The following is a 6,000-nucleotide window of genomic DNA, read 5'->3' on the forward strand; positions in this document are numbered from 1 at the left end:
GGGCAGCACGCCCTCCCGAGCACGTGCTCAGGGCAGCGTCACCGCGACGGGCGTGATCCCCGCCTTCCTGATCAGGGACGGGAGGCGTCCGGCGAACGGGTGGTGGTCGGCGGACAGGCCGCGCGGGTTGTCCACCACGTAGTGGACGACATCGCCGGCGCGCCGCTCGGACCATGTCGCGCCGACCGAGCGGAGGACCGAGGCCGTCGCCGCCGCGTCCGCCGCCTTGACCGACACCCGGACGGGCGACTCGAAGAACGGCAGCCCGGCCGCCTGCTCCGCCGCCTTCGCGGTCGCGGACGGCTGCGGCGCCGCCGCGTTCCGCGGGTTCGCGCCGAGCACGGCGTTGTAGAGCAGCTTCGCCGTGCCGTCGCTGAACGCGCGGAAGTTCGGCTCCGCCGCGAACAGGACCGAGCGGCCCCGGCCCACCGGCTGGTCGACGACCGCGGCGGTGCCGCCCAGCTCGGACGCGCCGCTCTGGAACCCGGACACGAACCAGTCGGGCGAGTCCACCGCCGGGTAGGACGCGACGACGCCCGTGGACGCCCGCATGACCGGGTCGTAGGACGTGAAGTTCCAGGCCGTCCCGCCCACGCCCTTCGCGAGCGGGCTCCCCGCGTCCACCTTCACCCGGAACAGCGTGCCCGGGATGTCGGACGTCGGCGCGGTCAGCGTCGCGGTGGTCAGCCCGAGCGTCGCCGCGAGCTGCGTGCCGCCCTGCCAGCCGACGTACCGGCCGCCGTCCCGCGCCCACCGCTGCAAGGCCGCGCGCCCCGTCTCGCCGAGCGCGGTACTCGCCGCCGGAGCCGGTCCGTTGGGGACGATCAGCACCTCGACGCCCGCGAGCCTGCCCGCGGCGACGTCCGCCGGGGTGAGCAGCGTGTACGGCAGCCTCCACTCGCGGTCGAGGCGCTGCCGCAGCCAGCCGACCGACTGCCGCGCCGACGTCGAGGTCGCCGACAGTTGCAGCACGCCGATCCTCGGTGCGCGCCCCTCATGCCCCGGACGCGGCGCGGGCAGCGTCGGCAGCGGGACGGCCGCCGGGCGCAGCTCCGCGCCCGACGAGCCGCCGGACACGTTGCCGAGCAGCGGCATGCTCCACGCCGTCACGTCGTAGAAGTACGGGAACGGCGTGTAGGAGTCCTCGTTGAGCATGGCCTGGATCCAGTGCTTCTGCCCCTGCGCCATGGAGATCCGGAACGTCCCGGCGGGGAGCGTGGTGCGCGCTTCCGGCCGCCCGTACGCCTTGAAGTCCGGCACGGTCAGCGGGTGGACGAGCCTGTCGACGCGTACGCCCATGCGTTGCAGCCTCCGCACGATCGTGTGGACCTCGGCGCGCTTGGCCGGGTCGTCCCGCAAGAAGTACTCCCGGACCTTCCGGTCGGGCACCGGACGGTCGATCTGGTTCGGCGGGTTGTAGATCTGGTTCGGCTCCAGCCGTCCCGCCTCGCCCTGCCGGTAGGCGTCGACGGCCATCTGGTGCCACTCGGTCAGGATCCTGTGCCGGTTGCGCGCTGCCGCGGACAGCGACACCCACTGGGTGAGGTACTGCTCTTTGACCCGCTCCGGGTACGGGCTGCCGTCGCCCTTCTCGTAGGTCATCCCGGCGGCGTGGAACGCGGTCGTCGGGACCGAGTCGCCGTAGCCCTGGTAGAAGAGGTCGTAGACGTCCCGGTTGAAGAAGTCGATGCCCTGCCGGGTGAACTCCGCCGCCATCGACGCGCCGTAGACGTCGTTGATCCACGAGACGGCCTGCTCGGGCGTCTCGTGGTAGATCGGGTCGGCGTTCGGCGGGAAAAAGTACGACGTCCCGCCCATCTCGTGCGCGTCGATGTAGAGCGCCGGCGGGTACTGGTTGAGCATCGCGAGCTTGCCGTCCGTCTCCGGCTGCGTCCGCGCGAACCAGTCGCGGTTCATGTCGAAGCCGTAGGCGTTCTGCCGGGTGGCGAGCTCGCGGCCGTCCGGGTTCTGCGTGGGCAGCACGACGACCAGCGCGTTGCCGAGGACGGTCTCGGCGGCGCAGTCCGTCCGGTCCCCGAGGTCGCGCAGCACCTTGAGCGCCGCGTCGGTCCCGCTCGGCTCGTCGCCGTGCACGTTGCCGCTCACCCACAGGATCGGGACGCCACGCTCCGCGAGACGCTTGGCCAGCGCGTCCGGTGTGCGGGGATCGCGCAGCAGGCTCGCCTCGCCGCGCACCTTCGCCAGGCCCGCCCTGCCGACCAGCTCGGGCCGTCCGACGATCGCGTACTTCAGCGGACGGCCCTGCGCGGTCGTGGCGAGCGTCCCGGACACGACCCGATCGCTCGCCGCGGCGACCGCCTCCAGATACCTGTCGGACTCGGCGGCGGTGGCCTGCCGCTCGCCGAGATCGAAGCCGAGGACCTGCTCGGGGGAGGGGACCTTGCCCCGGTAGACGGGTGCGGTCCCGGTGGGGTCGCACCCGGCCGAGGGGGCCGCGCCGGGGGACTGCGCGGCGGCGGTGGACGCGAGCGACGCGGGCACCACCAGGGACGCGGCCAGCACCGCCGACCACGCCAGATTTCTCGCTCTCATGCGCCACAAAGCTGACACCGGGCCGGACGTTCACCAACGGCAACATCTGCCAACATCCGCCGCCGTGCCGTACCTTTCGACGGAAAACCCGCCGGTGATCGGTGGTGCGGACACTACCGCTCCGGCCCCGAGCGTGGTTCGGTGCGGGGACGAGCCGTTCCCGGCGCAGACCCGCCGAACCTGCCCCCCCAACTGGAGGCCGCGCATGCGCGCAGCGTTGACCGCCGACCGGACCATGATCGTGACCGAGGTGCCGGACCCGGTGCCGCTGGAGGGCCAGCTCCTCGTGCGCACGCTCGCCTGCGGCATCTGCGGCTCCGACCTGCACGCCCTCCAGGATCCCGACGCCTTCGTCGAGACCACCCGGCGCTCCGGCGGTACCCCCTACGACCCGCGCGACGGCCTCGTCTTCGGGCACGAGTTCGCGGGCGAGATCGTCGCCTACGGGCCCGGGACCGAGCGGAGGCTGCCCGTCGGAAGCGCCGTCTGCGGCCCGCCGATCGGCATCGGGCCGCAGGGCGCCGGGATCATCGGCTACGCGCCCATGTACCCCGGCGGCTACGGCGAGTACATGATCCTCACCGAGGGCCTCACGCTGCCCGTCCCGGACGGCCTGGACCCCAAGGCCGCCGCCGTCACCGAGCCGTTCGCCGTCGGGACGCGCGCCGTGCGGCGCAGCGGCATCGCCGACGGCGACGTCGCCGTGGTGCTCGGGCTCGGCCCCATCGGGCTCGGCGTCGTCGCCGCGCTGAAGGCGCGCGGCATCGGCCCCGTCCTCGCCGTGGACTTCGCCGCCAAGCGCCGCGCGCTCGCCGAGGGCCTCGGCGCCGACGAGACGATCGACCCCGCGACCGCGTCCCCCTACGAACGGTGGGCGGACCTCGGCGTCCCGACCAGCACCGTCGACCGGATCGCCGCCGAGCTGTTCGGCACGTCCGTCCGCTCCGCCGTCGTCTTCGAGTGCGTCGGTGTGCCCGGCGTCCTCAACCAGGTGATCGACGGCGCGCCCGCCGGCGCGACCGTCATGGTCGTCGGCGTCTGCATGCAGCCCGACCTCGTCGAGCCCGGCGTCGCGGTGAGCAAGGAGCTCACGATCCGCGGCACGTTCGGCGCGCTCCCCGCCGAGTACGGCGCCACCCTTCAGGCCATCGCGGACGGGCGCGTCGACGCCGGGTCCATCATCACCGGCACCGTCGGCCTCGACGGCCTCACCGACGCCTTCGCCCGCCTGTCCCGCCCGGACGCGGACGCGAAAATCATCGTCGTCCCCTGAGCTTCCGCGCCCGGACGTATCCGCGTCCTGGCGTTCAAGTGTCGGCGCGTGCCCACGTCCCTGCGTTCGCGCGGGTCAGCGGGTCAGCGGCGCGGGAGGCGGTTGAGGGCCGCGATCGCGAGTTCCTGCGTGCGGGTGAGGCGACCCTCGCCGGGCGCTCCACCGGCCGCGCCGTCCCCCGCGGGCGCGGCGCCCGCCGCGGCGGCGCGCCGGGCGTTGCCGAGCTGCGCCTTCGCGCTCAGCCCGTAGGAGAGGAACAGCAGCACCACGAAGCCCGCGAGGTACACGAGGTGTTCGACGAGGCCGCCCCACCGGCCCTTGAGCACGTCCAGCACGGCGAACATCGCGAACCCGGCCATCCAGCCGGCCAGCGGCGGGACGAACCACACGTCCCGCCGGCGCACCAGCCCCACCACCGTGATGACGACGAGCAGCACCTCGACCGCCTTGACGGCGATGAGGATGGCGCCCGCGGGCCCGGAGTCGAAGTAGGTCTCCAGCTCCTCGCGCCGGTCGTCCCACTGGAGGCCCCCGCCGAGGAGCGTCGTCAGACCGTACGCCACGAGGAACACGCCGACCGCGTAGTGGAAGCGCTGCCAGGTCACCGCCGCGCCGCGTCCCGCCGCGCCGCCGCTGGGCGCGGCCGCGCCGGCACCGCCGGGCACGTCGTTCGGCACGTCGTCCGGCGCTCCCGCCGGTGCGCCGCCGTCGCCGTTCGCGGGCCGTTCCGGCAGCTTCTGATCGGGCCGCGTCAGTTTCGGATCCGCCCCCGCGCTCGACGCCATCGCTGTCCCCATCTTCCCGTTCGGCTGTTAGGCGCAACATATCCCGGATAGGTTCCCCGGGGCCCGGGCCGGCGTGCCCGCCCGCGACCTCCCGCGCGGCGCGTCCCGCCGACCCGCGCGGGAAGCTTGCGGACGCGGCGGCGAAGCGGGAGGCTGAGGTCTCGTCGGGCCGCGCGGAATCCATGGGGACACGAGGATGACGCCTGACGATACGGGAACGGCCGCGCCTGCCAAGACGCGGATCGAATATCTGGAAGAGCTCGGCGACGAGCTCGCCAAGCGCGGGTTCCGGGTGCGTCTCACCCTGCCCCGCGGCCAGTCGCCGAGCCTGCACGTGATGAACCCGGACGCGTCCGCCCTCACGGAGAACATCCTGGCGGAACAGGGCGCCGACGGGTGGTGGTACTGGTGGTCGTGGGCCGAGCGCATCGCGACCGCCGACGACGTCGCCGCCGCGGCCGCACGGGTCGCGCTGGTCCTCGCCGCCCGCTGAGACACGTGGTCATGCAGCGCCGGCCCGGCGCACTCCGGGAGCCGCCTGCATGATCACGGTCGGTGCCCGCCCCGCGAGCCGCCCCGGTCGCTGAGGCCGCCCGGACCGTTCGCCCGGCCCGCCTCCGTCCGGCCGGGCCGCCCTCTCGTCGCGCCGGGTTGACGGGCGGTCGGGGTGAATGTTGAGGCCCCGAACATTTCCGCCGGAGCCGTCCGGACGCCGTGCCCGTGCCCGCTTCATGGCCGCTTCCTGGCACGATCCCCGTGTCCCGAGGTTTCCCCCACGTTGATCTCGCGTTACGGGATTGTTACCGCTCACAACAAATTAGCCGGACCCGAGGTCTGGCGCGACGGGCGAACGCGACATAAGTTGCGGGACACAACATTCAAGCCGGTTGGTCCGTGATCTTGATCACCCGGCGACGCGAACCCCCGGCCGCCGTGTCGCGGCCACCCCCAGAAAGGACCCGGGCTATGCGCAAGGGGATCCTGTGCCTCACCGCCCTGTCGGCGGCCGCGGCGCTCACTCTGTCCGCGTGCGGCGGCGACGACGACTCCGGTGACTCGAACTCCGCGTCCGGCTCGGCCAAGGGCAAGGTCGGCGTGATCCTGCCGGACACCGTCTCGTCGACGCGCTACGAGAGCTTCGACCGCCCCTACCTTGAGCAGGCGTTCAAGGCGGCGGGCGTGCAGTACGACATCCAGAACGCCGAGGGCTCGACCCAGCGGTTCCAGACCATCGCCGACCAGATGATCACCAGCGGCGCGACCGTCCTGGTCGTGGACGGCCTGGACTCCAACTCGGCGGCGGCGGTGCAGCGCAAGGCGCAGTCGCAGGGCGTCAAGACGATCGACTACGACCGGCTGACGCTGGGCGGGGTGTCGGACTACTACGTC

At 73.2% G+C, this 6,000-nt stretch carries 5 protein-coding genes; 3 read left to right on the forward strand and 2 right to left on the reverse strand.

Annotation, left to right across the window (positions count from 1 at the left end; genetic code table 11):
- Nucleotides 1–27 precede the first annotated feature (27 nt).
- Entirely contained in the window at nucleotides 28–2,553 is a 2,526-nt protein-coding gene (locus E1300_RS30385; RefSeq protein WP_131760532.1) for a M14 family zinc carboxypeptidase, read from the reverse strand.
- A gap of 205 nt (nucleotides 2,554–2,758) precedes the next feature.
- Here E1300_RS30385 and E1300_RS30390 point away from each other — a divergent pair, with 205 nt between their 5' ends.
- Nucleotides 2,759–3,826 (forward strand): zinc-binding dehydrogenase, encoded by a 1,068-nt coding sequence (locus E1300_RS30390; protein ID WP_131760533.1) that lies wholly within the window; start codon nucleotides 2,759–2,761, stop codon nucleotides 3,824–3,826.
- A gap of 83 nt (nucleotides 3,827–3,909) precedes the next feature.
- Here E1300_RS30390 and E1300_RS30395 read toward each other — a convergent pair whose 3' ends face one another.
- Entirely contained in the window at nucleotides 3,910–4,611 is a 702-nt protein-coding gene (locus tag E1300_RS30395; protein WP_131760534.1) for a hypothetical protein, read from the reverse strand.
- Nucleotides 4,612–4,807: 196 nt separating this feature from the next.
- On the opposite strand from E1300_RS30395, the gene E1300_RS30400 reads away from it, so the two are divergent.
- A complete protein-coding gene (locus tag E1300_RS30400; protein WP_131760535.1) occupies nucleotides 4,808–5,104 on the forward strand; it encodes a hypothetical protein in 297 nt (98 codons plus the stop codon).
- 473 nt (nucleotides 5,105–5,577) lie between these two features.
- The coding region (locus E1300_RS30405; protein WP_165503054.1) for a substrate-binding domain-containing protein at nucleotides 5,578–6,000 on the forward strand (423 nt) is incomplete at its 3' end.

Source organism: Actinomadura fibrosa (assembly GCF_900659615.1).
Classification (GTDB): Bacteria; Actinomycetota; Actinomycetes; order Streptosporangiales; family Streptosporangiaceae; genus Spirillospora; species Spirillospora fibrosa.

Coding starts and splice junctions, on each gene's coding strand:
- E1300_RS30400 (WP_131760535.1), top strand. CDS start 4,808: ATGACGCCTGACGATACGGGAACGGCCGCGCCTGCCAAGACGCGGATC.
- E1300_RS30390 (WP_131760533.1), top strand. CDS start 2,759: ATGCGCGCAGCGTTGACCGCCGACCGGACCATGATCGTGACCGAGGTG.
- E1300_RS30385 (WP_131760532.1), bottom strand. CDS start 2,553: ATGAGAGCGAGAAATCTGGCGTGGTCGGCGGTGCTGGCCGCGTCCCTG.
- E1300_RS30395 (WP_131760534.1), bottom strand. CDS start 4,611: ATGGCGTCGAGCGCGGGGGCGGATCCGAAACTGACGCGGCCCGATCAG.